Origin of the sequence: Rhizobium herbae (assembly GCF_019511375.1) — a bacterium.
Taxonomy (GTDB): domain Bacteria; phylum Pseudomonadota; class Alphaproteobacteria; order Rhizobiales; family Rhizobiaceae; genus Pararhizobium; species Pararhizobium herbae_A.
Genome location: NZ_JAEUAO010000002.1, coordinates 1,016,620 through 1,041,896, shown reverse-complemented (window position 1 = coordinate 1,041,896; position 25,277 = coordinate 1,016,620). Strand labels below are relative to the sequence as shown.

Below are 25,277 nucleotides of genomic sequence, written 5' to 3'. Positions count from 1 at the left end.
CGGTTACGATAGCGAGGCGATGGCCGGCCCGTGGATCGACCTGATCTCCTCTGCCACAAGCTGCTGCAGCCGCCACAGGTTGCGGTCGCGGATGCCGAAATCCTCGAGGTGAGAAACGGTATTGTAGAGATATTCCGCGCAGGATCCGAAATGACCGCAGGCGCGCGCCAGGATGCCCGCGACCTCATCCAGCGGCCGGCGGGAGAGAATGCGCTCGCCCTTCGCGCCGACCCAGAAACCCAAGGCTCGGCATGGGCCGCTCTCGGATTTTACCGGCAGCCACCGGACGGCGTCGATATTTTCGAAGGAACTGACTTCCCGCCGCAGCATGCGCTCGATCTGCCCGACGCGATCGCCGTCCGGCAGGCGATAGATCACACCGTCGCATCGCCCGCCGCGCTCCAGTGCCATCATCAAGCCCGGCTGCTCATGCGAGCCGCGCCAGCGATTGATATGCAGACAGAAGGACCGGTGCCAGCCGAACGCGGTCGCCCGCTGCCTGTCGATCGCCTCGAACTCCGGCTTCCAGATCAGCGAGCCGTAGGCAAACACCCACAGCGGCTGCCCGTGGCTCTCCCGCTCGAGCCGTTCGGCGAGGTCCCTGTAGCCTTCGTCGGTAATGGCGGTCCAGCGCCCGTCGGGACCTGGATCGACAATGTCGCGGTGACAGAGCGCCACGAGATCAGGCGTCAGGGACATTTTTCGCAGTCTGGGCATCGGGAATTAGGACTAGCACGGCAAGAGAAGGATGGGGAGGATCATGCCGCACCACATTTGCCAGAGCCATCCTGCCAGTCAAGCCATAAGAGAGATGCGGGGTAACCCGACAATGCCCTCATACCCGCTCGGCCAGAAAGTCGATGAACGCCCGGATGCGGGCCGCGAGATGCTCATGGCCCGCAAAGACCGCATAGAACTGTTCCGGCTCGATCGGATTGTACTCCTTCAGCACCTCGACCAGAGCGCCGCTTTCGAGATCCCGCTCGACGTGGAATTTGCCGATGCGGGCAATACCCAGCCCCTGCAGGCAGAGATGCCGGGCGATCGAGCCACTCGCCGCCTGCACATTGCCTAAAGCCGGGCTCAGATAGACTGAGGCACCGCCGGGATCGCGAAACGGCCATTCGCCAGGCGTCTTGCCGAAGGTGAAGGCGATGCAATTGTGCGCTGCCAGGTCTGCGGGTGTCTTCGGCTGGCCGCGGCGGTCGATATACCCCGGCGTGGCCACCGTGATGCGATGGCTGTCGAGCAGCTTCCTCGCCTTCAGGGACGAATCACGCATCGGGCCGACGCGGATCGCCACGTCGGTTCGCTCCTCGATCAGGTCGATGAGGCTGTCCGATAGCGACAGTTCGAGCCGGACCTCCGGATAGAGCGCCAGGAATTCACCGGCAAGCGGCAGGATGTAGCATTCGCCGAAGCCGACCGAGGCATTGACACGCAGCAGGCCGCGCGGCGTTGCCCGGCCACCCTCGGCGACAAGCCGCTCGGTCTCGGCGATGTCTGCGAGGATGCGCTGCGCCCGGGCGAGATAGATTTCCCCTTCCACCGTTAGAAGCAGCGAGCGGGTCGTGCGTACCAGAAGGCGCGTACCCAAGCGATCCTCGATGCGGGTGACGAGCTTGCTGACGGCGGAGGGCGACAGCTTCAGCCGCCGCCCGGCTGCGGAAAAACTCTGCAATTCCGCCGCCGCGACGAACACCTCCATCTCCCCTGCCCTATTGTCCATCCACCCTCACCCTATGAATTCATTTCACAGGTATTTATCCATTCATCTCGATTATCGCGCAAGTCCCTTTGATCCATAGTCCGCCCAACGAAACCAGCGGCGGCCCGGAGATCCTGTGTGCCGCCGCCAAACCCAAGCCCGGCTCCCACGGGCGACCAAAGGTGCTCCCATGCCACTTGCCCTCTATGCACTGACGATCGCGGCCTATGCGATCGGAACCACGGAATTCGTCATTGTCGGCCTGTTGCCGACGGTTGCCACCGATCTCGCCATCACCTTGCCGCTCGCCGGGCTGATCGTGTCGATCTATGCGCTCGGCGTTACCTTCGGCGCGCCGATCCTCACCGCCCTGACCGGCCGGATCGAGCGCAAGCCGCTGCTTCTCGGCCTGATGATGCTGTTCATTGCCGGCAACACGCTGTCGGCACTCAGCCCCTCCTATGAAATGCTGCTCGTCGGCCGCATCCTCTCCGCCTTCTCGCACGGCGTGTTCTTCTCCGTCGGCGCGACCATTGCCGCCGAGCTCGTGCCGGCCAACCGCCGCGCCTCGGCCATCGCGCTGATGTTCATGGGCCTGACGGTCGCCATCGTCACCGGCGTTCCCCTCGGCACCGTCATTGGCCAGACCTTAGGCTGGCGCGCCACCTTCTGGGCCGTCGCAGGGCTTGGCGCCATCGCGCTGACCGCAATCGCCGCGCTTTTGCCGTCAACGCTGTCCAAGGCGGCCCCCGCCAGCATTCTCGACCAGGTCCGCGTGCTCGGCTCGGGCCGCCTGCTCCTCGTCTTCGGCATGACGGCGCTCGGCTATGGCGGCACCTTCGTTACCTTCACCTTCCTTGCGCCGATGCTTGAAGAGGTCAGCGGCTTTGCCGCCTCCTCCGTCAGCCTGGTGCTCGTGCTCTATGGCCTTGCGATTGCTGCAGGAAACATCGTCGGCGGCCGCATCGCCGACCGCAGTCCGGTAAAGGCGCTGACCTTTCTGTTTGCGGCCCAGGCTGCGGTTCTGGCGCTGTTCACCTTCACCTCGGTCTCGACGATCCCTGCCCTGATCACCCTTGCGGCCCTCGGCTTCCTGTCCTTTGCCAACGTGCCCGGCCTGCAGCTCTATGTCGTGCAACTGGCCAAGCAGCACCGCCCCGGCGCAGTCGATGTCGCCTCGGCACTCAATATCGCCGCCTTCAATCTCGGCATTGCCGCCGGCGCCTGGATCGGCGGCCTGGTGGTCGCCTCGCCGCTCGGTCTGCAGGCGACACCATGGGTGGGGGCAATTCTTGTTGCCGGCGCGCTGGTTCTCACCCTGGTCAGCAGCATGCTGGATCGCAGGCTCGAGCCCGTTGCCCAGACCGCCTGACGGAAAAGCGGCCAACCCCGGCCGGCTTGACCCGATCCCCGCCTGCCACATCTATAGGCCTGTTTCATCCAAAACGCCCGGCACTACAGGCCGGGCGGCCTCGAAAAGGGAAAACTTCATGCAACCGATCGTCAACGCCAACGGCGCCGCCATTCCCGCCCTCGGCTTCGGCACCTTCCGCATGCCCGGCCCGGACGTGCTGCGCATCGTGCCGGAAGCCCTGAAGATTGGCTTTCGCCATGTCGATACCGCGCAGATCTACGGCAACGAAGCGGAAGTCGGCACCGCCATACAGCAGTCGGGCGTGCCGCGCGCCGATATCTTCCTCACGACCAAGGTCTGGGTCGACAATTACAGGCAAGGCGCTTTTTCGGCTTCCGTCGACGAAAGCCTGCAGAAGCTGAAAACCGACTATGTCGATCTCCTGCTGCTGCACTGGCCGGGAAGCCCGGTGCCGCTTGCCGAGCAGATCGAGCGCCTGAACGCCGTCCATGAGACCGGCAAGGTCCGCCACATCGGCGTCAGCAACTTCAACACCCACCAGATGGACGAGGCCGCACGGCTGAGCGCGGCACCACTGGTCACCAACCAGGTCGAATATCACCCTTACCTCGACCAGTTGAAGGTGCTGGAGGACGCCGACCGTCTCGGCATGTCGATCACCGCCTACTACGCCATGGCCGACGGCCGCGTGCCGAGGGATCCGGTGCTTAACGACATCGGCAGCCATCATGGCAAGACCGCCGCGCAGGTGGTGCTGCGCTGGCTGATACAGCAGCACGGCGTCGTCGCCCTGACGAAAACCGCAACGCAGTCGCGGCTCGCGGAGAATTTCGGCATTTTCGATTTCGTGCTGTCGACCGACGAGATGAAGGCGATCCACCTGCTCGCCGAGCCGGATGGCCGCATCGTCAACCCACAGGGCCTCGCCCCCGTCTGGGACAAGGCCGCCTGAAAGACGCTCGCCTCTGCCCGCCCCTGTGGCGGGTGGAGAGCGGTAAATTGTCTTGCCCTCACATCGCAGAACCGCAAGAGGGATTTCTCACGCCGCCGGCGCGACGACCGCGACGTTTATCGGCGAGCGGATCTTGAAGCCGATTGTCTGATAAAGCGCGATGGCGGCCGTGTTCGTCACATAGGCGTGGAGATAGGGCTGATCGCCCTTCGCGAAGATCTGTCCCGCGACGAACCGCGACAGCAACCGCGCGAGCCCTTTGCCGCGGACGTCGGGATGGGTGCAGACGCCGCTCAGTTCCGTGTATCCCGGCTGCTTCATCCGCTCTCCCGCCATGGCGACAAGCCGGCCATCGATCTTGACGCCCCAGAAATTGCCGAACGCCTGTGCCCGGATGGAAAAAGGTCCCGGCTTCGTCAGGGTGGCCAGCGCCAGCATCTCCGCGGCATCGGCTTCGCCCAGCTGCTCGATGCGCGGGTCGGATAGCAGGGGTAGGTGCTGTTGCGCCGTCATCTGGACAAGATCGGCGGTGGAGAGGATCTGCAGGCCTCGTGGTAGAACGATTTCGTTTGCCTCTGCCAGCAGAAGCATTTCGTCGCCGGCCACAAGCCGGCCGAGCGCTTCGAGGCTCTCTTGCCGGTCATCGCGAGCAGCAGCAAAGGCGCTGACGGATGGCTGATAGCGTCTTGCCAGGGAACTGCCTTCGGCAAGGGCCGCATGGCGGGTCGCGAGGGCACTCCAGATCGGCCGGTCGAGGATATGGCTCATCTCAACACCCGTTTGTTTCAAGGTTTCGGTTCACGCCGGTTGAGCGGCAGAGCGGTAAGCCCGTCTTCGATCGCTGCCAGTTGATCGAGCAGCGGACCATCGAGCTTGCCGCAGAGGTCGGCGACAGCCGCTTCGATGCGCGGCCAGATCGCTTCTTTTGCTTCATCCACCAGCCGCTGCCCCTGCGCCGTAAGGCTGACGAACTTGCGGCGCTGATCATCCGGCGCCGGTTCCGCGCGCAGCACCCCGAGATCGACGAGTTGCGCGATGCTGCGGGTCACGCCGGGCTGGCTCACACCCAGCGCATCGGCCAAATCGCCGACCGCCAGCGGACCAAGCCGCTCGACCGCAGCGAGGAGCGGATACTGGCTTGCAGCGATTTCGACGCCCATCTCATCGATGATCTTCTGGGTGTCCGCTTGCAGGCGTTCGCCGATCCGCTTCATGCGGGTACCGAGGCTCAGGAAGCCGAAAGCACGAACGACATCTTCAGCCATGTGGTCACTCCGATTTATATAACGCGTTATATAACGTCGCATATATAATGTCAAGAATGCCGTCCGACGAAGACATCGCCCTGTCGGCGATGGCAAAATCCTGTTGAAGACGAAATATCGGCGTTGCTGATTTCAGATGGACGATCGGCCGGCCATTCCGATGCTGACCTCGCCCCGCGCGATTCTCATCGAGTTCGCGTTTCCGGGCTTGCGAGCTTCCCGCTCTCCACCTTGCCCCGCTCGGGGAAGATTCAAGGGCCGCTTGCTGATCGCCGGAAGTGCTGCCTTTGCGCCTGCCTATGCAGTGGGTGCGACGGGCACCGTCATGGATCTTTCGGCCCGTCCACCGCACGATCCGGGGCGGGCTGGTGCTGCCTGTATTCACGGCCGCTTGCACGCCTGGAAGCGGCCGTGAACGATCTCGAAACCGCCTTGATCAGACGAACTGGCTGAGGCCCGGCACCGAAGCGACGACTTCGTCGACGACGTCTGCACCGGCCTTTTCCTTGGCATAGCCGATGGTTTCCTTGGCAAGGGCGGTGATCTCGCCCATGCCGAGGCCCTGCGACATCAGTTGCTGGCCGAGCGCCATGACACCGCCGCCGGCGCCGACTGCGCTCAGGAGACCGCCGAGCAGGCCACCGCCATTGCCCGAGCCTTCGCCATTGAACTTGGCGACCATTTCGGAAGCCCCGGGAATGGCTTCGATCATCTTGGCGACCGGGCCGTCGGCGGCTTCGCGCTGCAGGAAGCCGAGCATCATGCCGATGGCCTTTTCAGCCGTTGCCGGGTCGATACCGACATTGTCCGCAACGCGGGTGATCAGTTCGTTCATTGGGGATTCTCCTCGTGTTTTTTGACGTTGACGTCAACGTAAATTATCTCGGCTTGAAACTCAAGCGCCGTTCGAACCGCTGTCCACAGCGCGAGCCCGGCCATCGTTTCATGCCTCGGCGGCGAATACAATGCGGCCATGGGGCGCGCTCGGCCCCCGCCCCGCTACAATCCTTCTGTTGCCGGTGGCAAGCACTGCTCCTATAACATCCCTTGGAAAACAATGTGATGAAACCCGCGCCGTTCGGCGAGCCCGCGGCTTTCATGGTAAAATGGAGACAGAACCCTATGCTCGAGGACGGGAAGCTCTACATCGGCACCAGCCGGAAGCCGGACGACACGATCAACAAGCCCGAATATCTCGATTTCAAGTTCGGCAACCGCCATGGCCTGATCACCGGGGCAACCGGCACCGGCAAGACGGTGACGCTGCAGATCCTGGCGGAAAGCTTTTCCAATGCCGGCGTGCCGGTGTTCTGCGCCGACGTGAAGGGCGACCTCTCGGGCATCGGCGCGATCGGCGAGGAGAAGGACTGGGTGAGGAAGCGGGTCGAGCAAATCGGCTTTAGCGATTTCAGCTTCCAGGAATTTCCGGTGATCTTCTGGGATCTCTATGGCGAAAAAGGCCACCGCGTGCGCGCCACCGTCTCCGAGATGGGGCCGCTGCTTCTCTCCCGCCTGATGAATGCCAGCGACGCGCAGGAGGGCGTGATCAACATCGCCTTCAAGATCGCCGACGAAGGCGGCCTGCCGCTGCTCGACCTCAAGGATTTCCAGGCGCTGCTCACCTATATGGGCGAGAATGCCACCGAGCTTTCCAGCAAATACGGCTTCATCTCGAAATCCTCGACCGGCTCGATCCAGCGCGAACTTCTGATCCTCGAGCAGCAGGGCGCCGAGCACTTTTTCGGCGAGCCGGCGCTCAAGGTTTCTGACATCATGCGCACGACCCGCGACGGCCGCGGCGCGATCTCGGTGCTGTCCGCCGACAAGCTGATGATGAACCCCCGCCTCTACGGCACCTTCCTGCTCTGGCTGATGTCGGAACTGTTCGAGGAACTGCCGGAGGTCGGCGATCCGGACAAGCCCAAGCTGGTGTTCTTCTTCGACGAGGCGCACCTCCTGTTCAACGATGCGCCGAAGGTGCTGCTCGAGCGCATCGAGCAGGTGGTGCGGCTGATCCGCTCCAAGGGCGTCGGCGTCTATTTCGTCACCCAGAACCCGCTCGACGTCCCGGACACGGTGCTGGCGCAGCTCGGCAACCGCGTCCAGCATGCGCTGCGCGCCTATACGCCGCGCGAGCAGAAGGCGGTGAAGACGGCGGCCGACACCTTCCGCCCGAACCCGGACTTCGACTGTGCAACGGTCATTACCAATCTCGGCACCGGCGAGGCACTGGTCTCCACCCTCGAAGGCAAGGGCTCGCCGTCGATGGTCGAGCGCACGCTGATCCGCCCGCCCTCGAGCCGCGTCGGGCCGCTGACGGAGGCCGAGCGCGCCGACATCATGAAGATCAGCCCGGTGGCCGGCCTCTACGACGAGGATTTCGACCGGGAATCGGCCTACGAACTCTTGGCCAAGCGCGCCGCCAAGGCGGCGGAACAGGCGCAAGCCGCACGCGAAGCCGAAGAAGCGCCGCCCGCCTCCGGCGGCAGCCGCTGGACCCTGCCCGGCTTCGGCGACGACGAGCCGGCTTCGACTGAGGCAAGGCCGCGCGCCCGCTCCGGCTACCAGCGCGAAACCATCGCCGAAGCCGCGATGAAATCCGTCGCCCGCACGGTGGCATCCTCGCTCGGCCGAGCCCTGGTGCGCGGGATTTTGGGGAGCTTGAAGCGGTAGCGAGCCGTCGGGTTCTGGAAATGAAAACGGCGGCTCCGGATGGGCCGCCGTCTTGATTCTGCCCGGTGATCAGGAAGATGCTTTCCAACTACAAAAAAAGCCCGGTGGATCGCTCCCCGGGCTTTGTCATTCAAGATCGTTTGTCGCTCAGGCGAGCGTCGCCGGGATTTCCGTCGCGGTGCGCAGCGCGTGGCTGTAGGGGCAGACGATGTGGGCGGCGGCGACCAGCTTTTCGCCGGTTTCGCGGTCGATGCCCGGCAGGTTCACGGAAATCGAGGGATTGATGTAGAAGCCGGTGCCGTCCTCGCGCGGGCCGATGCCGACGGTTGCGGTCACGCTGGCGTCATCCGGGATCTTCACTTTTTCCTTGCCGGCGACGAACTTCAGCGCGCCGAGGAAGCAGGCGGAATAGCCGGCCGCAAAGAGCTGTTCCGGATTGGTGCCGGTGGCGCCGTCGCCCCCGAGTTCCTTCGGAACGGTCAGCGTAACATCGAGAACGCCGTTTTCGCTGACGGCACGGCCGGCACGGCCACCGGTTGCGGATGCCTTGGTGGTGTAGAGGATGGGCATGGTCAGTCTCCTTGTTTCCAGGCGGTTGTTTGCGGGGCAGTTGGTTTGTCCGAACTTTCAATAGCGCATAATTAAATTTGACGCAATATAATTTTGCAAATTGCAAACCATCGGCAAAACTGCGAGGATACTCGGTATGACCGACGATAGTGACACGCGTAAGGACGATCTCAAGGACGGCGAGGCCCTGGCGCTCGGCCAGCAGCTCTGTTTTGCCGTCTATTCCGTGGCGCATGCGTTCAACCGCACCTACAAGCCGCTGCTCGACCGCTTCGGCCTTACCTACCCGCAATATCTCGTGCTTCTGGCGCTCTGGCAGCACGACAACATGACCGTCAAAGGCATTGGCGAGGAGCTGGGGCTGGATTCCGGCACATTGTCGCCGCTGCTCAAGCGGCTGGAAACGGCCGGCTTCGTCAGCCGCACGCGCGACAAGGGCGACGAGCGGCAGGTGATCATCGCGCTGACTGAAAAAGGCGTGGCGCTGAAGACCGAGGCCTTCGGAATCCTGATGGAAATCGGCAAGGCGACCGGATGCAGCATGAAGGAAGCCGCCGCCCTGCGCTCGGCGCTGCACGACCTCAACCGGCATCTCGACGAGCACAACGGGGTTTAGCGCCTGCTGCGTGGCCACGGCAGTTGCGATGTTCTACGGCGCCGCTGGCGCAGCTCCGCACGACACGACAGGAAATCCCCCTCCGGTACTTGGTGATATCTCCCACAAGGGCAGGCCAATCGCATGCTTCCTCTTCTCCCCCGCGGGGAGAAGGTGGCGCGAAGCGCCGGATGAGGGGGGCGGCTGGCGCCGAAATTGCCGAGAAACCCCCTCATCGCCTCGCATAAGCTCGGCACTTCTCCCCGCCGGGGAGAAGAGGGAGTTTGGCGCAATCGCCTTCGCTCCTATGCGATTGTCCTACCCCCAAAAAAAGGGAGATCTGAGCAAGAGGCCGCCCCCGCGCCAATCTCCCAATCGAGGGGGAGATGCCCGGCAGGGCAAAAGGGGTGAGGCGGCCACTGTCGCGGACTGTGACGGCAGCCTGCGCACCCACCCGGGCGAAAAGTTTCAGATCACCAGGATCGGCGCGCCAGTGCGGACGCGGTCGTAGAGATCGATAACGTCCTGGTTGATGAGCCGCACGCAACCCGAGGAAACGGCCTTGCCGATCGATTGCCATTCCGGCGACCCGTGCAGGCGGTAGAGCGTGTCCTCGCCGTTCTGGAAGATATACATCGCCCGCGCGCCCAGCGGATTGTCGATGCCCGGGGGCATGCCGCCATTGGCGATCGAATATTGTGCCAGTTGCGGCTGGCGGGCCACCATCTCGTTCGGCGGCTTCCAGCGCGGCCATTTCTGTTTCCACTGGATCACCCCCCTGCCCGACCAGGCAAACCCCTCGCGGCCGATGCCGACGCCGTAGCGCATGGCGGAACCGTCGGACTGGATCAGATAGAGGAAGCGCTCGCCGGTATCGACGATGATCGTGCCCGGCTTCTCGCCGAAGGTGTTGGGCACCTCCTGGCGATAGTAGCGCGCATCGATCTGCTGATAGGGGACCGCCGGGATATTGAAACCTTCGTCGACCTTTGGCCCGTACATCTCGGCATAATAGGCCGATTGCGCCGGCAGGCCGCTCGGCTCACCGCCATAGACCGGCCCCTCCAGTTCCGCCCCGTAGCGCGGATCGCTGAAACGGCCCTCCAGCGCCGGATTGCGGAAATAGGGCGCGGTTTCGGCACGAAACCGGTCGGTGTTCATCGAGGAGGTGCATCCGGCAAGGCCGGCCGAGGCCACGGCAAGCCCGGAGATGTTGAGAAATTGCCGGCGGGAGAGCGATTTGGACAGTGTCATTGAACTCTATATATGGCGTTGACGCGGATTGGCGAAGGCGTAGCCGAAAACGCCACGCAAAAATCATTGCTCCGGCAGTATCCACCGGTCCCCGCCACAAGTATGGCAATTGCGGCTGGATCGGGGCTTGCGCCGATCAAGGCTCTTCACAACTGTGAGAGCGTTGTCGACCGTGTCCAGACCGCAACAGTCCGGCGGCGCGTTGGCGGGCGAAATGTCCTTTGACATTCATATCATTGGGTTCTTATGGCGCCCCGATATTTATTTATCATGAATTATAGAGGTTGAGTCATTCGATCTGCTGCAATGTGTGCGGGAACGCCCACCGTACTGGAGAAAATCATGGCGCCGCATTGTCAAAGGCCAGCGAGCAGGGTGACGAATTCAGTCGGGGCCACCGGCCGACTGACGAAATAGCCCTGCACGTCGTCACAGCCGCTGGCCTGCAGGAAATCGACCTGCGCCTGGGTTTCCACTCCTTCGGCAATCACCTCGATCTGCAGCTTTTGCGCAAGCGAGATAATTGCGCCGGTAATCGCCATGTCGTCGGCATCGCCCGGAACATGCTGAACGAAGGATTGGTCGATCTTCAGCCGCCGGACGGGAAAGCTCTTCAGTGCGCTGAGGCTCGAATAGCCGGTGCCGAAATCGTCGATGGCCAGATGGACGCCGAGCGCTTCAAGCTCGTGCATGGTGGCGATCGCCGCGCCGACATCCTGCATGATCAGGCTTTCGGTGAGCTCCAATTCGAGGTACCGGGCCTCCAGCCCGCTTTCCTCAAGCGCTTGCGCAACCCGCGACACCCAGTTGCGTTCGCGGAACTGGCGGGCGGAAACGTTGACGCTGACGACGATGGGCGGCAGGCCTTCGTCTTGCCAGGCCCTGTTCTGCCGGCAGGCCTCGTTCAGAACCCAGTCGCCGATCGGCACGATCAGCCCTGTCTCCTCGGCCAGCGGGATGATGTCCGCCGGCGCGACAAGGCCCCGCTCGGGGTGCTGCCAGCGCAGGAGCGATTCGGCGGCGAAAATCCTGCCGGTCTTCAGGTTCATCTCTGGTTGATAGTGCAGCACGAATTCGCCGCGGGCGACGGCATCACGCAGTTCCTCGTGCCGCCGCAGCTTTGCGCGCACCTTCGCCGCCATTTCGGCGTCAAACAGTTGCAGGTTGTTGCGGCCGACTTCCTTGGCCCTGTACATGGCCGAGTCGGCGTTGGCCAGCAGCTCGGTCGCCGTCTGGCCATGGTCGGGATAACAGACGACGCCCATGCTGCAGCTGACCTGCAGGCTGCGCCCCGAAAGAACGAGCGGAGCGCCGATTGCTGCGCGAATGGTCTCGAGCCTTGAGGTTACGACGCCGCTATCCGGCGGCAGGCCGGTCAGCAGAATGATGAATTCATCGCCGCCGACACGCACGATCATGTCCGACTTGCGCACGCAGGCCAGCATGCGGCCGGCGGCGATACGCAGGAGTTCATCACCGGCGTGATGACCCATCGTATCGTTGATCAGCTTGAAATTGTCCAGATCGAGAAAGGCGAGCGCCACCCACTGGCCGGTGATGCGCGCCTGCTGCAGGGCGGTGGCGACGCAGCTGTCGAACAACACCCGGTTCGGCAATCCGGTCAGCGCGTCGTGATGCGCCATGAACTGGATGCGCTCTTCCGATTGCTGGCGCTCGATGGCGATGCCGGCCAGATGCGCCGCCATCGAAATCAGTTCGTTCTGTTCGGCCGACGGCAGGCCGACCGCGTGAGAATAGAGTGCGAAGGTTCCAAGCACCTTGCCTTGATAGGACAGGATTGGCGTCGACCAGCAGGAGCGATAGCCGAATGGCCGCACGAAATCGGCATGGCCTTCCCACAGCGGGTCGGACAGAATGTCGGCGACGAAGACGGGCTCGCCGCGCCAGGCGGCAGTGCCGCACGATCCGACCCTCGGGCCGATTTCAATGCCGTTGACGGCCTCGCAATAGGCCTCGTCGAGACCGGGTGCCGCGCCGGTCACAAGTTGGCGGCCGTCCTCCGAGAGAAGCAGGATGGAGCCGATGACGCCGGGCAGCTGCGCCTCGATCAGCAGGATCAGTTCGTTGAAGAATTTGTCCAGCGGCGTGCCCGTAGCGATCATCTCCAGCAGCCGGGCCTGGCCGAGCATGAGCCGCTCCGCTCTCTTGCGGTCGCTGATGTCGCGCGAGACGCCGACGGTGCCGATGGTTACACCCTGCTTGTTGCGCAGCGGCACCTTGGAAGTCATCAACCAGCGCTCGTAGCCCTTGTCGATGAACGCCCGCTCCTCCATTCCGAAGATCGGGCTGCCCGTCTCGATGACCTGCCGTTCAGCCTGGACCGTTTTGGCGACCATGTCGTGCGGATGCAGGTCGTAGTCGGTCTTGCCGACGAGTTCCTCCATTTTCGTGAAGCCATTGTCGATGACGGTTGCGCGGTTGGCGATCAGGAACCGGCCTTCGAGATCCTTGGCGTAGATGTAATCGGGAACGTGATTGACCATCGTCTCGAGCCAATAATGACGGTCGGCGATGTCTGTCTGGGAGGTAAACAAGCGTGAGACTTCCGCCGCCAGACGCTGGCCTGCGGCCATCAGGCGTTGCGTGTCGTCATTGCTGGCGACCTTGGCACCGCTGTCCCTGCGAGAGTAGTCCAAGTTTTTCGTCAAGCAAGCCTCCGCACACAGGTTCACCGTCCAAGCTGTCTTCCTGATTTCTCGCCCCGATTTCTACCAGCCAGAAGTTATCCTTTACTAAAGAAGTATTTTCCAATGGACGAATACTGCTGCTGTCTTGCTGAATTCCAATGCTTCGTCCAGTCTGTCTGCACAATTCCGTAGCATCTCGGGACAGGCCGACATTGGCATGTTTCATGCACTGTCCACGCAAAGGATTTGCCATGCTCAATCGTCGCCTGCTTCTGTCTTCGATCGCCTCCACGCTCTTCTGCACGGCGGCAGGCCCTTGCCTGGCTGCAAAACTGAAACCGGCGCAGGATGGCCTGCGGGGTACGATCGATATTTCCGGCTACGGTGTCGGTCCCGATGCCTCTGCTGATCAAAGCGAGGCGTTCAACCGTCTCCTGCAGGAGGCGGCGGCCCGTGGCATGCCTGTCTTTCTCCCGGCCGGCGACTATGTGCTGTCCGACATCACGCTGCCCGACGATCTCTGGCTGGGCGGCGTGCCCGGCCGCACCCGGCTGGTCCATGCCGGCAGCGGCGGCTTTCTGAGCGGCGAAGGGCTGAGGCGGCTGACGCTGTCTGGTCTGGTCTTCGAGGGCGGCGGCAAGGCTCTTGGAGAAAAAACCCAAGGGTTGATCAACCTGAGTGGCGTCGCCAATCTGGCGATCGAAAACTGCGCCATCATCGGCTCATCGAAACACGGCATCAATGCCGAGCATTGCGGCGGCCGAATCGACGGCAACGGCATCTCGCAGGCTGCAGGCAGCGGCATCTATGCGGTCGAAAGCGAAAAACTCTCGATCACCGCCAACACCGTTGTCGACTGCGGCAATGGCGGCATCCTCGTGCATCGCTGGAAGGCTTCGCAAGACGGTACGATGGTCCGCGGCAATCGCGTGGCGCGCATAGGTGCCCGGGATGGCGGAACGGGCGAGAACGGTAACGGCATCAATGTCTTCCGCGCGGCAAACGTGATGGTAACGGACAACCACATCTCCGATTGCGCCTTTTCCGCCATTCGCGCCAACGCCGCCACCGATATCCAAATCGTCGGCAACCAGTGTCTGCATTCCGGCGAAACGGCCATCTATTCCGAATTCGGCTTCCGGGGCGCGATTGTCACCGGCAACCTGATCGACGGTGCCGCCAATGGCATCCTGATCGTCAATTTCAACGAAGGCGGCAGGCTGGCGGTCGTCAGCGACAACATCATCCGCAACCTGCATGTCGATGGCCCCTATGTTCACGACGGCGCCGGTTTCGGCCTTGGCATCGCGGTGGAGGCGGACACGACCGTGACCGGCAACGTCATCGAGAACGCGCCGAAATGGGGGCTGATGTTCGGCTGGGGGCCCTATCTGCGCGATGTCGTTGCGACCGGTAATTTCGTGCGAAATGCCGGCGGCGGCTGCGCCGTCACGGTGGTCGAAGGGTCGGGCACCGCGCTGATCGCCAACAACCTGTTTCAGGATGTCAGGGAGGGAGGCATCCTCGGCTATCGCTGGAACGAGAAGGTCACGGGCGATCTTCTCAGGAGCGAAAGCGAGAGCTTCGCGCATCTCACCCTCTCCGGCAACCGGCTCCGCTGAAAACATCAAAAGATTTCATGGCTGACATCAGCGCCGACGGCTTCAAGCGCGGACAAGCCTGCCGTACCCTGCCGTGAATTTCAGCCAAAGGGGAATAGCCATGCTGACGATCTACGGCGTCTACTGCTCGCGCGCCTCGCGTAACTATTGGATGGCGGAAGAGCTGGGCATTCCGTTCAAATCGGTGCCGGTCATCCAGGCGCGGCTCGTCGCCGATCCGCTGGCGCCCGATGCCCGGCTCAACACGAAATCTGCGTCGTTTCTGGCCGTCAACCCGATGGGCAAGATCCCGGCCATGGAGGATGACGGTCTCGTACTGACGGAATCGCTGGCCAGCAATCTCTACCTCGCGCGCAAGCATGGCGGGCCGCTCGCGCCCGCCGATCTGCGCGAGGAAGGCGAGGTGCTGGCCTGGACGCTCTGGGCGGCAAGCGAGGTCGAGCCCCATACGGTCGAGATTGTGCTGACCTACGATAATGCCCGTGAGGACACGCCGGAGGGCATGGCTATCATCGAAACGTCGGTCAAGGCGCTGGAGCGGCCCCTGGCGCGGCTGGAAGCGCATCTGCAAACGCAGGACTACGTCGTCGGCGGTCGCTTCACCGTCGCCGATCTCAATCTTGCGGAAGTGATGCGCTACGCCATGACCGAGACCTATCTCCTTGACCGGCATCCAAAGATCAAGGCTTGGCTCGCCCGCTGCCACGCCCGGCCGGCCTTCGAGAAGATGATGGCCGGCCGGCGCAAGGAGGCGGAGGCCGCCTGACACTCCGCGCATTGCAGCCATGACAACCGGCGCGTCGTGCTTTACGTCAGGTCGTCAGTCATGGCGAACACGGCTTCGGCCCACGCGTATAAACCTGATCGCCACGCTCGCATTCGCGCTGCCGGCAGGCGACGCGAGATCCATTTTCAACGTACCGCGCAACCACTCGCCTTCATGCATCTGCCGTCTGCAGACGACCGCGGGTGGGCAAGTCACGACCGCGGTCGATCGCACGCCGGAAAACGCCGTGCCTTGCCTGTCATTGCTGCCACGGAGCCTGGACTTGCGACCTGCGGCGTCCGGTCATGACGGCCTGTTGCGAAAACGCTATTCTCACTAATATACAGCCATCGAATCACCCTATCTCTGCCGACGCAACACACTCCGACTTCTGCATCGAGACATGATGAGTTACGTAAAGCAGTCAAACCTCAGCATGGCGAACGCAGAAGCGGACGAGTTGACGGAACGCTATGCAGGGTGGAAAATGCCGGCCATCGTCGAGCCTCTTCGCCCGGGTGATCGTATTTCAATCGATTGCATGTGTCGCTCCGTTCGGACGAAGCCGCATGATGCGGTACGCTACACCGCCTGGCAAAGCCATTGCCGATCCGGCATGAAACTCATCTCAAACGCCCCGCCGGATCAGGTCGTCCTGTTCCTCCAATCTTCCGGTGCGCTGGAACTGGATGATGGGCGGGAGCGGCATTTTCTGACCTCGGCTACCGGCTTCGTCGCCCCCATGCCGCGGATCGAGTCTCTCGTCTTCCATGAGAACCGGAGCCATTTGGCCATTGCGTGGCAAAAATCGATGCTCGTCGGCGTCCTGAGCGAATTGATCGACGCACCCGTCACCGGTGAGCTTGAAATAACTGGCAAGCTTGATCTGACAACGCCCCACGGCTCCTGTATTGCGAGGCTTAGCAGTCTTATCTGGGACTATCTTGACACGAATGCGGGCCACAGTTTTTCATCGGCCGCCCCCGATCTGTTGGTTCGGGCTTTGATGCTGCTTGTCCTGCAAAACGTGCCGCACAGCTACCACGAGCGGTTGACGGGACCGATCTCTCCGGCGATACCGCGAAAACTGAAGCGGGCTATCGAGTATATGCACGCCAACGCAGCGTCGCCAATGACGGTTTCGGAAATCGCGCGCGAGGCGGGAACGACGGTACGGTCGCTGCAGACGGCTTTTCAGCAGTTCAAGGACATGACGCCGTCAGACTATCTGCGCGCCATTCGCCTGGAGGGCGTGCGCAAAGCACTGCTGAGTGGGGGGGATGTGCTATCGATCGCCGACATAGCAAGGAATTGGGGCTTCCTTCACATGGGGCGCTTTGCGGCGAGCTATCATCAGTCGTTCGGCGAGATGCCCTCGGAGACCGTGCGACGGCAGGGGAGGAGCAACTAGCTCTCGAAGCGGACGCCACTTGCCCGACAGGCGGCGCCGGGAGCCCGCTCACGCAAAGCCGAGACGCTGCATGCTCTCGGCGATCTCGTCGCGCACCCACTGCTTGAAGGCCAATACCGTCTTCGTTTCGCGGCGCGACGGCGGGGTGACGAAATAATGCGCAAACCCCGTCTTCACTCGGACTGAGTACGGGACGACCAACCGCCCCTCGACGATTGAATAACCGGCCAGCGTCTGCCAGGCGAGCATGACGCCCTGGCCGGCAATTGCGGCGTCGAGGCAGAGCGATGCGTCGTTGAACACATGCCGCGCGACCATCTTCTCGCCGGACAAGCCGACTTCGCACAGCCAGGTTTCCCAGCTGAACATCGAGCGGCCGTCGATCACAGCCGGAACGTCCAGAACATCCCTCGGTTCCTTTAGTTTTTCTGCAATCGCCGGACAGCAGACCGGGAAGATCTCCTGCTCCAGCAGCAATTCGGCCTTGACCCCCGGCCAGTTGCCCGACCCGACCCGAATGCCGACATCGACGCCGGCGCTTTCCAGATTGACCAGAGCCGTCGTCGCATCGATGCGCAGGCGGATATCCGGATGTTTCTCGGTAAAATGATCCAGCCGATGAACCAGCCAGCGTGCCGCGAAAACCGGGGCGACCGAGATCGTCAGGATCGTCTCGTCACGCCTGCGGGCCGAGGCAACCGCGTGATCCAGCATTTCGAATCCGCCGGTCAGCCGCGGCAGGAAGCTCTCGCCGAAAAGGGTCGGCACGAGGCCGCGCGGGCTGCGTTCGAAAAGGATGCGGCCGAGCTGCTTTTCTGCCTTGATGATCTGCTGGCTGACCGCGCCGATGGTGACGCCCAGTTCTTCAGCCGCCGCCTGCAGCGAGCCGAGACGGCCCGCCGCTTCGACGGCGCGCAAACCATTAAGGTGAACGGCGTTCAAATCCTTCATATAGTTTTTCTATAGTACGGTCGCGGCAAACTCAATTGAAATTGTCTTTCGGAGGAGGATTATGGCGTCACCGAACAAGGATGGTGATGCCATGTTGAAGCTTTTCTCCATACTCGACAAGCTGCGCTCCATACCGGCATATGAAGACACGAAGGCCGCCTGGGTTTCCGACCCGTTGCGTCATCCCGATATTGAGCGCATGGACGCGCGGCAACTCGGCGACCTGCCCTTTCCCGGCCCTGGGATCCGCGCGGTACCGCGCCATTGCGCAGATGTCTGCCGCGCCTGAGCTTGCGTGGATCGCCCCGGCATCAGAAACTGCGCTCAATCGTGAGGGACCCATGAGCGGCGGTCAGGAGACGGATTTCGAGCGCGTAACGAGGCTGGCCCGGGCGGCCGGCCTTCCGGAAGTGACGCTCGGCACCAGCTACGGCACACCGGCGCTCGAGGTCCGTGGCAAGAGTTTCGTGCGCATCAGGCATGCGGGCATCCTCGTCGTCATGTGTGCGCTCGAGGAGAAGGAAATGCTGATGGAGGCGGAGCCTGATCTCTATTTCGAGACCGATCACTACAAGGGCTGGCCGGCCATGCTGGTCCGTCTCGCGGCGATCAGCGACGCGGACCTGACGCAACGACTTCTTGCCGCCTGGCGGCAAAAGGCGCCGAAGCGGCTTGCCGCCAGCTTCGGCCATGGCGCGTAGAGCGCCGCGCGTCGAACATGACGTCATAGTACAGACAGTCGCCGTCTCACCCCCCTCTGCCCTGCCGGACATCTCCCCCTCAAGGGGGAGATTGGCATGGCGCCGGCCTCTTACTCCCGATCTCCCCCCTTGAGGGGGAGATGTCATGAAGTGACAGAGGGGGTATCTTCGATGCCGGAACTACGCAGCAGATTTTCAGCCCTCCAAAGCAGCGAGGACCTCTTTGACGGCCGGGCGCTCGGCCATGCGCCGGCGATGATCAAGGACCTTCGGGAAGCGTGCGGGATCGACACCGTCGCCTTCCAGCCAGCCGGCAAGCGTGAACAGGTAGGGATCGGCGATCGAATAGTTTTCGCCCATCACCCAGGGGCCGGCGAACATGCCGGTTTCGATCAGCTCGAAGCAGTCGCTCATGTTGCTCGCAACCTTCAGCGTCATCGCCTCGATCGCCGCCGGATCATCGGCCCAGCGGGCGCCGCGGCGCTTGTGCGCATGGGCCACATGCACGGTCGAGCAGAGATAGGAATTGAAGGACTGTATGCGGGCGAACGCGAACGGATCGGAGGGCACGCCGATCGGCGACCCTGGAAAGCTCTGGCCGATATAGGCGAGGATCGCCGGCGTTTCGGTGAGCACACCGTGATCCGTCACCAGCGCCGGCACGCGGCCTTTCGGATTGACGCGCAGGAACTCGGGCGAACGCTGCTCCTGCCGTGAGAAATCAACGCGTTGCACTTCATAGCGTGCGCCGGATTCCTCAAGCGCGATATGCGAGGCGAGCGAGCAGGTGCCCGGCGTGAAAAAAAGCTTCAGCATCTCATTCTCCATCCTTTGCCGGCGACGGCCGGCCGTTCCAGGCGCAAGTGATAACAATCGCGCCGGTTGTTTGCCAGCCGGCTCGACGCCGATCACGCCATTGTGGTCAGAGCGCAGCCCGGCCTCCGGACAGCATTCTCCGCCCCTTGATTCCCGCGCGCTCCCAATGTCTACAGCCTGGATTTCGCGGGGCAGCCTTCGGCTGTGCCGATCGATCAGATCCTTTTAACGGAAGGCAGCTATCAGCCGAAAGCCTCGGTGACGCGGACATCGCCGACATGGATGCCGTTCCAGTTCCTCATCGAATGGTTGGCCAGGGCCATCAGGCTGGCATGCAGTTCGGGCTCGTCGCGGAAAAACCGGGCGAGTGTTGCAGCCACCATGGCCTCGGCGGCACGGGTCGTGCCGTCCTCGCATTTGAGCGCAATCCCGACGCCTTGTTCCGGGATGGCAGCGCAGAACACGCCTTCGGCCCCGGTCTTGGCGAAGATGCGGCCGGGTGCCGCCTGCATCAGGCGGGTGCAGGCGCGCTTCGTGCCGGCGACATAGAAGGGTTCGGCCATGCAGGCCTCGATCAATCGCTTCGACGCCTTCGCGCGCACCGGCTGCAGCCCGTGACCCGTGACCATCCTGGCAAAACCATGCGCAAGACCCTTGAGCGGCACGGCATAAGTGGGGATCGAGCAGCCGTCGATACCGCAATTGTCATGCGCGAGCGCGGCCCCCGTCAGGCCCTCCATCACGCCGCGAATTTCACGCTGCAGCGGATGGTCATAGGTGACATAGCCGGCCGTCTCCTCGCCGCCATGGCAGCAGGCGCAGATGAAGCCGGCATGCTTGCCCGAGCAATTGTTGTGGAGTTGCGTCGGATATTTGAGCGACCGCGCCTGGGCAATGATCGTATCCTGATTGAACGACCAGTGCTCGCCGCATTCGAGCGCCGAGACATCCCGGCCCGCTGCCGCCAGCATCGCTGCGGCCAGCGCCACATGCTCCGGCTCACCGCTGTGCGAGGCGCAGGCGAGCGCCAGTTCCTTGTTGCCGAATCCGTAGGCGTCGGCGGCACCCGTCTCCATCAACGGCAGGGCCTGCATCGCCTTGCAGGCCGAGCGCGGAAAGACGGCTGCATCGCTCTCACCCAGCGAAAAGACGGTTTCACCTGAACCGTCGACCACAACCACCATGCCGCGATGATGGCTCTCGACCAGATTGCCGCGGGTGACTTCGACAAGGACCGGGTTCGACATGCTCATGCCCTCAAAAATCCAATTTCTGCCTGTGTCTTTAGACCAAGATCGCGCAACACAACAACCGGACCCGCGCATGAAATTTCTTCGCAGGCTGCTTCTCGCCTTCCTGTTCCTCTATCTCCTGCCGGCACTCGCTTCAGCCGGCTGGTGGTACGTCAAGGAACGGCCAGGAAGCTGGCGGGAGGCTGACTGGTCGTCGGCCAACATCCTGCCGAAACCGGGCGACGACAAGGCGGCGGCGATCTACGTCTTCTCCGCCACCACCGGCGGCATGAAGGGCGCCGTCGCCAGCCATTCCTGGATCGTCACCAAGGGAGAGGGCGACACGACCTATAACCGCTATGACAAGGTCGGCTGGGGGTCGCCCATCCGCCGCAACGGCTACGCCGCCGACGCCAAATGGTATTCCAACAGGCCGCACCTGGTCGTCAGCGTAAAGGGCGAGGAAGCGACGCGGCTGATCCCGAACATCGAGAAGGCCATCCAGTCCTACCCCTATTCCAAACCCGGCGCCTACCGCATCTGGCCGGGACCGAACTCCAATACCTTCGTCGCCCACGTGCTGCGTTGCGTGCCGCAACTGGGCGCCGTATTGCCGCCGGACCCCGTCGGACGCGACTATCTGCCGGAAGGCAAGCTGTTTGCCATCGACGCCGATGGGCTCGACATGCATGCCACGCTTTACGGACTGCTGGGGATTTCTGCCGGCATCCGCAGCGGACTGGAGGTGCATGTCATGGGCCTGGTCGCCGGCCTCGACATCATGCGCCCGGCGGTCAAGATACCGGCGCTGGGACGGTTCGGGGTGTGAGGGCGAGAACAGACAATTCCATTCGAACAATTCGAATGCATGCCTCGAAAGTGATCATAGTGTATGCTATGAGAACAAAAACGGATTTGGGAGCAAGCAAGTGACTATTTCCATTCGCCTTTCTGAAGATGTCGAGAAGCAGTTGGAACGGCTCGCCCGTGAAACCGGACAAACCAAGGAATTTTATGTTCATCAGTTTATAGCGCAAGGGCTCCAGGACAGAGAAGATTACAATCTTGCCGCAGATATCGCCGCGCGCGTTCGCAGCGGAGAAGAAGCTGTTTACTCTCTTGCCGAGGTAAGGAAAGACCTTGGTCTGGACGATTGAGATCACGGCAAGAGCGCGCAAAAGCATCAACAATCTGGACAAACAAACCGCGATCCGCATCCTTTCCTTTCTTTCGGATAGACTTGCAGCGAATGAAAATCCTCGCCAACTTGGTAAACAACTAACCGGCCCGCTCAAGCACTATTGGAGCTACCGTGTCGGCGACTATCGCCTTTTGTGCGAGATCATTGACACGCAATTGATTGTGCTGGTTCTCGAAGTTGGCAATCGCCGAGAAATCTACCGCTGAAATCAAAAGACAACCGGGCTGCGGCTATCGTCCGCAGGACAAACAAAAAGGGCCGCCCAGGGCGGCCCTCCATGAGTTTTGGCCAGGTAACGGGCCCGGACCGCACAAGGTGCGACCCGCAGGAAGGCTGGGTTCAGAACGAGGGCTGCCTCGTTTCCGCCACCACAATTCCCATGTCCGTTACGAGGTTCGAAAGCTCATTAGACACTGGATCACCTTCCTTTCTTTACGTTGAAGATGACTTCAAGGTAGTCCGATTCGCTCCGATTGCAAGGGCGGCGATCTTAGACTTTCGCTACAACATCATGACGATCTTGCCAATGTGATCGCCGGCCTCGATCAGCCGGTGCGCCTCGACAACGTTCGAGAACGGCACTACAGCGTGCATGACCGGCGCGACATCGCCCTCATCCAGCAGCGGCCAGACATTGTCGAGAAGATCGTCGCGGATCGCCTCCTTCTCGACCGCCGTGCGCGGGCGCATGGCCGAGCCCATGACATGCAGACGCTTGCTGAGGATCGGGGCGATATTGGCTTTTTCCACCGAGGCACCGCCGAGGAAGGCGATGATCGACAGGCGGCCGTCCTTGGCCAGCGAACCAATGTTGCGATCGAAATAGGGCGCTCCGACCATATCGAGGATGACATCGACGCCGCGGCCGCCGGTTTCCTCAAGGACAACCGCCTTGAAATCCTCTTCGCGATAGTTGATTGCGCGCCGCGCGCCGAGCGAAACGCAGGCGTCGCACTTGGCCCTGGCTCCGGCGGTGACGAAAACCTCGGCGCCAAAGGCGCGAGCGAGCTGGATGGCCGTGGTGCCGATGCCGCTCGAGCCGCCATGGATGAGGATCTTCTCGCCCTCCACCAGATCGGCCATCTGGAAGACATTGGCCCAGACGGTGAAGAATGTTTCTGGCAGGGCCGCGGCGCGGGCGGCGTCATAGCCCCTCGGCCAAGGCAAGGCCTGTGTCGCCGGCAGGGCGCAGAATTCGGCATAGCCGCCGCCATTGGCAAGACCACAGACCTTGTCTCCGATCGTAAAACCCTCGGCGCCCTCGCCCAGCGCCACCACTTCACCGGCAACCTCGAGCCCGAGGATCGGGCTTGCACCCGGCGGCGGCGGATAATGGCCCTGCCGCTGCAGCACGTCCGGGCGATTGACGCCGGCAGCCTCGACCCGGATCAGCATGTCGCCGGGCCTGATTTCAGGCAGCGGACCGCGCGCCAGCACCATCTTTTCCGGCCCGCCAGGAGACGGTAGATCGACATAGGTCATTTCGGTCGGCAGGGTCACGGCCTTGTCCTCGCATTCTTCGTGGCGATTTATCTAGCGCGGGAACGTAGAACGGCAAAGCCGTGTTTTGGCCGCCGGCATCGCCTGCGGCACGATGAGATAATGCGGCAAAACCATAGCGGCCCGTTTTCTTTTTCAGCCGTCGCGGACGGCGATCAGGACGCCGCCACCGAACGTATCGAAGACTAGACCTGTTTCGCTTTCCTTTGCCCTGCTCTTGATTTCGGCGATGTGGGTGCTGACGGCCTGGGCATCGGAAAAGACAAAACCTTCCGGCAGGATCAGCACCGCGATCGAGCAGCGCATCAAGGGGAAGATCGTCGGTTCGCCACTGCGGCCATGGCCGGTCATGTAGCCTGCCTGCTGATGTTGCTGGGAATAGAGCTGGCGAACGTCGCTGCGGAACTCGGACAGAAGCCGCGTCAGCACAGCGCCCACCTCCTCCTGCGTTGAGCCACGGACGCCGATGAAGAAATCATCGCCGCCGACATGGCCCAGAAATTTTTCCTCGCCGATGAAATGCCGACGCATCAGGGCGGCGAACAGCGAGATGGCGAGGTCGCCTTTCTGGAAGCCGTAGTGATCGTTGAAGGGCTTGAAGCTGTCGAAGTCGCAATAGCAGAGATAGCGGGCTTCATCGCCGTCGAGCACTGCGTCCTGCACGTGGTCGCGGATGGCGCGGTTACCGGGCAGGCCGGTCAGCGGGTTCTGTTCCTGGGCATTCTTCAATTGCTTTTCGCTGATGATCTTCAGAAGCGACGCGGCCGACAGCACGCCGGCATAGCGCATATTCTCCGTCAGGATGACGCAATCGCTGCCGTCCATGCCGGCAAAGATCTTCAGCATCTCGTCGGCCGGCGTTTCCAGATCAGCTATCGGCGCCGGACTGACGAAATGCGAGATGTGGCGCTGGTACATATGGTTCTTCAAAAGGTCGCGGCCGAAGGGATGATAGATCATCTCCTTGACGTGATACTCGTGCAGCACGCCGCGCGGCTCGCCATTGGCGTTGAGCACCGGAAAGAAACTGCGCTGCGGCGAGCGCCGGAACAGTTCGAACACCGAGTCCAGATCGTCGTTCTCGCGCAGCGCCGGAACCTGCTCGATCTGCTTGCGGATAAGGATGCTGTCGAGCGAGGTCGAGTGGCGGCGGGCGCCGGCCCCCTGTTCCAGATGCGGATAGGCGGGCTGCAGATCGGCGAAATGCACCGTCGGGCGGGCGACGAAATAACCCTGGACGAGATCGCAGCCAAGATCGCGGCAGGTGGCGAATTCCGCCGCCGTCTCGACGCCCTCGGCAATGACGCGGGTGCCAAGCACATGGGCGGTATTGACCGTATGGCGCACGAGATGGCGCTTGCGCGGGCTGGCCTCGATACCGCAGATGAAATGCCGGTCGATCTTCACGTAGTCCACCGGCTGGTCGCAAAGCAGCTTCAACCCGTTGAAGCCGACGCCGAAATCGTCGATCGCCAGCTTGAATCCGGCAAGCCGCAGGCGCTTCATCAGCCCGGAAAAATCCGGCATCTTGCCGCTGTCGAAGCGCTCGGAAAGTTCAAAACAGATCGACGACGGCGGGATGTTGGCGCGCTTCAGGTGAATGCCGAGCCGCTCGACGAGATCGCCCTCCAGCCCGATCAGGCGGCTGTCGAAATTGACGAACAGGGTGCGTGAAGCGAAATCCGGCAGGCTGGCGAAACCGGCGAAGGCGCGGGTGTTGATCATGTGTTCCAGCGCCAGGAGTTGCCCCGCCGCCTCCGCCTTGTCGAGCAGTTCGAGCGGCGACTTGAAGCCCAGCCGTTCGAAGCCACGCATCAGGGTCTCGTAACCGAAAACAGCGCCGGTGGCGATCTCGGCAATCGGCTGGAAGGCGGTCTCGATCGCGAGCTTCGCCAGATTGACGATCTGATCGTCGCCGAAGCGGCGCAGGGAAAGCATTTCGGCGGCGGACATGCGCAGACTCCGGATCGGAAACAAGATTGCGCAAAGATCGCTTCCGGGCTTAAATTTTCCGTTTCCCCTGCGTGACAGTTTTGT

General features: G+C 62.4%; 25 protein-coding genes. 12 read left to right on the top strand and 13 right to left on the bottom strand.

Going from position 1 to position 25,277, the window contains the following annotated elements; all coding sequences use genetic code 11:
- Positions 1-3 precede the first annotated feature (3 nt).
- Together JNB71_RS12250 and JNB71_RS12245 are read right to left on the bottom strand one after the other, a co-directional pair.
- Positions 4-699: a gamma-glutamylcyclotransferase gene (locus JNB71_RS12250; RefSeq protein ID WP_220372040.1), complete on the bottom strand. Its 696-nt coding sequence runs from the start codon at positions 697-699 to the stop codon at positions 4-6.
- Positions 700-835: 136 nt separating this feature from the next.
- Entirely contained in the window at positions 836-1,729 is an 894-nt protein-coding gene (locus tag JNB71_RS12245) for a LysR family transcriptional regulator (RefSeq protein WP_220372039.1), read from the bottom strand.
- Positions 1,730-1,898: 169 nt separating this feature from the next.
- Between JNB71_RS12245 and JNB71_RS12240 the strand changes: the two genes are divergently transcribed.
- Entirely contained in the window at positions 1,899-3,080 is a 1,182-nt protein-coding gene (locus JNB71_RS12240) for an MFS transporter (RefSeq protein ID WP_220372038.1), read from the top strand.
- A gap of 118 nt (positions 3,081-3,198) precedes the next feature.
- Complete coding sequence (locus JNB71_RS12235; protein ID WP_220372037.1) at positions 3,199-4,035, top strand: aldo/keto reductase; 837 nt, start codon at positions 3,199-3,201, stop codon at positions 4,033-4,035.
- An 87-nt stretch (positions 4,036-4,122) separates the two neighbouring features.
- Here the strand turns inward: JNB71_RS12235 and JNB71_RS12230 are convergent, their stop codons facing one another.
- From JNB71_RS12230 to JNB71_RS12220, 3 genes are all read right to left on the bottom strand, one after another.
- Positions 4,123-4,803, bottom strand: coding sequence for a GNAT family N-acetyltransferase (locus JNB71_RS12230; RefSeq protein ID WP_220372036.1), 681 nt, complete (start codon positions 4,801-4,803; stop codon positions 4,123-4,125).
- A 17-nt stretch (positions 4,804-4,820) separates the two neighbouring features.
- Positions 4,821-5,300, bottom strand: a complete 480-nt coding sequence (locus JNB71_RS12225) for a MarR family winged helix-turn-helix transcriptional regulator (RefSeq protein WP_220372035.1) — start codon at positions 5,298-5,300, stop codon at positions 4,821-4,823.
- A 436-nt stretch (positions 5,301-5,736) separates the two neighbouring features.
- A complete protein-coding gene (locus JNB71_RS12220; protein WP_220372034.1) occupies positions 5,737-6,135 on the bottom strand; it encodes a hypothetical protein in 399 nt (132 codons plus the stop codon).
- 287 nt (positions 6,136-6,422) lie between these two features.
- On the opposite strand from JNB71_RS12220, the gene JNB71_RS12215 reads away from it, so the two are divergent.
- Entirely contained in the window at positions 6,423-7,973 is a 1,551-nt protein-coding gene (locus tag JNB71_RS12215) for a helicase HerA-like C-terminal domain-containing protein (protein WP_220372033.1), read from the top strand.
- Between the two features lie 147 nt (positions 7,974-8,120).
- On the opposite strand, the gene JNB71_RS12210 is transcribed toward JNB71_RS12215, so the two are convergent.
- Positions 8,121-8,543 (bottom strand): organic hydroperoxide resistance protein, encoded by a 423-nt coding sequence (locus JNB71_RS12210; RefSeq protein ID WP_220372032.1) that lies wholly within the window; start codon positions 8,541-8,543, stop codon positions 8,121-8,123.
- Positions 8,544-8,679: 136 nt separating this feature from the next.
- Between JNB71_RS12210 and JNB71_RS12205 the strand changes: the two genes are divergently transcribed.
- The gene (locus JNB71_RS12205; protein WP_220372031.1) at positions 8,680-9,159 is read left to right on the top strand and encodes a MarR family winged helix-turn-helix transcriptional regulator; all 480 of its coding nucleotides are present in this window, start codon (positions 8,680-8,682) and stop codon (positions 9,157-9,159) included.
- A 447-nt stretch (positions 9,160-9,606) separates the two neighbouring features.
- On the opposite strand, the gene JNB71_RS12200 is transcribed toward JNB71_RS12205, so the two are convergent.
- Positions 9,607-10,392 (bottom strand): L,D-transpeptidase family protein, encoded by a 786-nt coding sequence (locus tag JNB71_RS12200; RefSeq protein WP_220372030.1) that lies wholly within the window; start codon positions 10,390-10,392, stop codon positions 9,607-9,609.
- A gap of 356 nt (positions 10,393-10,748) precedes the next feature.
- Positions 10,749-13,061, bottom strand: a complete 2,313-nt coding sequence (locus JNB71_RS12195) for an EAL domain-containing protein (protein WP_220372029.1) — start codon at positions 13,059-13,061, stop codon at positions 10,749-10,751.
- Positions 13,062-13,291: 230 nt separating this feature from the next.
- On the opposite strand from JNB71_RS12195, the gene JNB71_RS12190 reads away from it, so the two are divergent.
- The 3 genes from JNB71_RS12190 (at position 13,292) to JNB71_RS12180 (ending at position 16,839) form a co-directional block, all read left to right on the top strand.
- Positions 13,292-14,662, top strand: a complete 1,371-nt coding sequence (locus tag JNB71_RS12190) for a TIGR03808 family TAT-translocated repetitive protein (RefSeq protein WP_220372028.1) — start codon at positions 13,292-13,294, stop codon at positions 14,660-14,662.
- Between the two features lie 100 nt (positions 14,663-14,762).
- Positions 14,763-15,428 (top strand): glutathione S-transferase family protein, encoded by a 666-nt coding sequence (locus JNB71_RS12185; protein ID WP_220372027.1) that lies wholly within the window; start codon positions 14,763-14,765, stop codon positions 15,426-15,428.
- A gap of 436 nt (positions 15,429-15,864) precedes the next feature.
- The gene (locus JNB71_RS12180; RefSeq protein ID WP_220372026.1) at positions 15,865-16,839 is read left to right on the top strand and encodes an AraC family transcriptional regulator; all 975 of its coding nucleotides are present in this window, start codon (positions 15,865-15,867) and stop codon (positions 16,837-16,839) included.
- A 48-nt stretch (positions 16,840-16,887) separates the two neighbouring features.
- Here JNB71_RS12180 and JNB71_RS12175 read toward each other — a convergent pair whose 3' ends face one another.
- Positions 16,888-17,790: a LysR substrate-binding domain-containing protein gene (locus tag JNB71_RS12175; RefSeq protein ID WP_220372025.1), complete on the bottom strand. Its 903-nt coding sequence runs from the start codon at positions 17,788-17,790 to the stop codon at positions 16,888-16,890.
- 61 nt (positions 17,791-17,851) lie between these two features.
- Between JNB71_RS12175 and JNB71_RS12170 the strand changes: the two genes are divergently transcribed.
- Both JNB71_RS12170 and JNB71_RS12165 read left to right on the top strand, forming a co-directional pair.
- On the top strand, positions 17,852-18,079 hold the full coding sequence (locus JNB71_RS12170) for a hypothetical protein (protein ID WP_223215819.1): 228 nt from the start codon (positions 17,852-17,854) through the stop codon (positions 18,077-18,079).
- A gap of 52 nt (positions 18,080-18,131) precedes the next feature.
- Positions 18,132-18,491, top strand: coding sequence for an MmcQ/YjbR family DNA-binding protein (locus JNB71_RS12165; RefSeq protein ID WP_220372024.1), 360 nt, complete (start codon positions 18,132-18,134; stop codon positions 18,489-18,491).
- 195 nt (positions 18,492-18,686) lie between these two features.
- On the opposite strand, the gene JNB71_RS12160 is transcribed toward JNB71_RS12165, so the two are convergent.
- Both JNB71_RS12160 and JNB71_RS12155 read right to left on the bottom strand, forming a co-directional pair.
- Positions 18,687-19,307: a glutathione S-transferase family protein gene (locus JNB71_RS12160; protein WP_220372023.1), complete on the bottom strand. Its 621-nt coding sequence runs from the start codon at positions 19,305-19,307 to the stop codon at positions 18,687-18,689.
- Positions 19,308-19,549: 242 nt separating this feature from the next.
- Positions 19,550-20,554, bottom strand: a complete 1,005-nt coding sequence (locus JNB71_RS12155; protein ID WP_220372257.1) for an asparaginase — start codon at positions 20,552-20,554, stop codon at positions 19,550-19,552.
- A gap of 76 nt (positions 20,555-20,630) precedes the next feature.
- Here JNB71_RS12155 and JNB71_RS12150 point away from each other — a divergent pair, with 76 nt between their 5' ends.
- From JNB71_RS12150 to JNB71_RS12140, 3 genes are all read left to right on the top strand, one after another.
- On the top strand, positions 20,631-21,368 hold the full coding sequence (locus JNB71_RS12150) for a DUF3750 domain-containing protein (RefSeq protein ID WP_220372022.1): 738 nt from the start codon (positions 20,631-20,633) through the stop codon (positions 21,366-21,368).
- Positions 21,369-21,468: 100 nt separating this feature from the next.
- A complete protein-coding gene (gene relB / locus JNB71_RS24435) occupies positions 21,469-21,696 on the top strand; it encodes a type II toxin-antitoxin system RelB family antitoxin (RefSeq protein ID WP_346657254.1) in 228 nt (75 codons plus the stop codon).
- Positions 21,680-21,946, top strand: coding sequence for a type II toxin-antitoxin system RelE family toxin (locus JNB71_RS12140; protein WP_220372020.1), 267 nt, complete (start codon positions 21,680-21,682; stop codon positions 21,944-21,946). Before relB ends, JNB71_RS12140 begins: the two co-directional genes overlap by 17 nt.
- A gap of 295 nt (positions 21,947-22,241) precedes the next feature.
- Here the strand turns inward: JNB71_RS12140 and JNB71_RS12135 are convergent, their stop codons facing one another.
- Both JNB71_RS12135 and JNB71_RS12130 read right to left on the bottom strand, forming a co-directional pair.
- Positions 22,242-23,240, bottom strand: a complete 999-nt coding sequence (locus JNB71_RS12135) for an NAD(P)H-quinone oxidoreductase (RefSeq protein WP_220372019.1) — start codon at positions 23,238-23,240, stop codon at positions 22,242-22,244.
- A 135-nt stretch (positions 23,241-23,375) separates the two neighbouring features.
- The gene (locus JNB71_RS12130; RefSeq protein WP_220372018.1) at positions 23,376-25,193 is read right to left on the bottom strand and encodes a bifunctional diguanylate cyclase/phosphodiesterase; all 1,818 of its coding nucleotides are present in this window, start codon (positions 25,191-25,193) and stop codon (positions 23,376-23,378) included.
- Positions 25,194-25,277 lie beyond the last annotated feature (84 nt).

Bases quoted from the DNA above. Each gene is read 5' to 3' on its own strand.
- JNB71_RS12220 (WP_220372034.1), bottom strand. From the start codon at position 6,135: ATGAACGAACTGATCACCCGCGTTGCGGACAATGTCGGTATCGACCCG.
- JNB71_RS12185 (WP_220372027.1), top strand. From the start codon at position 14,763: ATGCTGACGATCTACGGCGTCTACTGCTCGCGCGCCTCGCGTAACTAT.
- JNB71_RS12200 (WP_220372030.1), bottom strand. From the start codon at position 10,392: ATGACACTGTCCAAATCGCTCTCCCGCCGGCAATTTCTCAACATCTCC.
- JNB71_RS12240 (WP_220372038.1), top strand. From the start codon at position 1,899: ATGCCACTTGCCCTCTATGCACTGACGATCGCGGCCTATGCGATCGGA.
- JNB71_RS12180 (WP_220372026.1), top strand. From the start codon at position 15,865: ATGGCGAACGCAGAAGCGGACGAGTTGACGGAACGCTATGCAGGGTGG.
- JNB71_RS12205 (WP_220372031.1), top strand. From the start codon at position 8,680: ATGACCGACGATAGTGACACGCGTAAGGACGATCTCAAGGACGGCGAG.
- JNB71_RS12250 (WP_220372040.1), bottom strand. From the start codon at position 699: ATGTCCCTGACGCCTGATCTCGTGGCGCTCTGTCACCGCGACATTGTC.
- JNB71_RS12165 (WP_220372024.1), top strand. From the start codon at position 18,132: ATGAGCGGCGGTCAGGAGACGGATTTCGAGCGCGTAACGAGGCTGGCC.
- JNB71_RS12235 (WP_220372037.1), top strand. From the start codon at position 3,199: ATGCAACCGATCGTCAACGCCAACGGCGCCGCCATTCCCGCCCTCGGC.
- JNB71_RS12225 (WP_220372035.1), bottom strand. From the start codon at position 5,300: ATGGCTGAAGATGTCGTTCGTGCTTTCGGCTTCCTGAGCCTCGGTACC.
- JNB71_RS12160 (WP_220372023.1), bottom strand. From the start codon at position 19,307: ATGCTGAAGCTTTTTTTCACGCCGGGCACCTGCTCGCTCGCCTCGCAT.
- JNB71_RS12170 (WP_223215819.1), top strand. From the start codon at position 17,852: ATGGCGTCACCGAACAAGGATGGTGATGCCATGTTGAAGCTTTTCTCC.
- JNB71_RS12155 (WP_220372257.1), bottom strand. From the start codon at position 20,554: ATGTCGAACCCGGTCCTTGTCGAAGTCACCCGCGGCAATCTGGTCGAG.
- JNB71_RS12230 (WP_220372036.1), bottom strand. From the start codon at position 4,803: ATGAGCCATATCCTCGACCGGCCGATCTGGAGTGCCCTCGCGACCCGC.
- JNB71_RS12150 (WP_220372022.1), top strand. From the start codon at position 20,631: ATGAAATTTCTTCGCAGGCTGCTTCTCGCCTTCCTGTTCCTCTATCTC.
- JNB71_RS12175 (WP_220372025.1), bottom strand. From the start codon at position 17,790: ATGAAGGATTTGAACGCCGTTCACCTTAATGGTTTGCGCGCCGTCGAA.
- JNB71_RS12210 (WP_220372032.1), bottom strand. From the start codon at position 8,543: ATGCCCATCCTCTACACCACCAAGGCATCCGCAACCGGTGGCCGTGCC.
- JNB71_RS12215 (WP_220372033.1), top strand. From the start codon at position 6,423: ATGCTCGAGGACGGGAAGCTCTACATCGGCACCAGCCGGAAGCCGGAC.
- JNB71_RS12130 (WP_220372018.1), bottom strand. From the start codon at position 25,193: ATGTCCGCCGCCGAAATGCTTTCCCTGCGCCGCTTCGGCGACGATCAG.
- JNB71_RS12190 (WP_220372028.1), top strand. From the start codon at position 13,292: ATGCTCAATCGTCGCCTGCTTCTGTCTTCGATCGCCTCCACGCTCTTC.
- JNB71_RS12245 (WP_220372039.1), bottom strand. From the start codon at position 1,729: ATGGACAATAGGGCAGGGGAGATGGAGGTGTTCGTCGCGGCGGCGGAA.